Annotated in this window: 1 protein-coding gene; it reads left to right on the top strand. The window is 45.3% G+C overall.

Annotated elements, in window-relative coordinates:
- The coding region (locus ACXAG4_RS15540; RefSeq protein ID WP_475297012.1) for a hypothetical protein at window positions 1–236 on the top strand (236 nt) is incomplete at both ends.

Raw genomic sequence — 236 nt, 5'->3', positions numbered from 1 at the left:
TTCAGACCCTACACCAACCGTAACTGGATTAGGCGGAGGCACCTTTAGTTCAACCGCAGGATTATCAATCAATGCAAGTACAGGAGCAATCGATGTATCAGCAAGTACCCCAGGCACTTATACTGTAACCTATACCACAGCGGGCACATGTCCAAACAGTAGCAATACAAGTGTAACTATTAATGCCTTAGACGATGCGAGTTTTAACTATTCGGCAGCGGCCTATTGTGTAGATG

The organism is Seonamhaeicola sp. ABD4_175, assembly GCF_056160885.1.
Note: the sequence above shows the minus strand (reverse complement) of the source record. Positions and strands in the feature narration are given on the sequence as shown.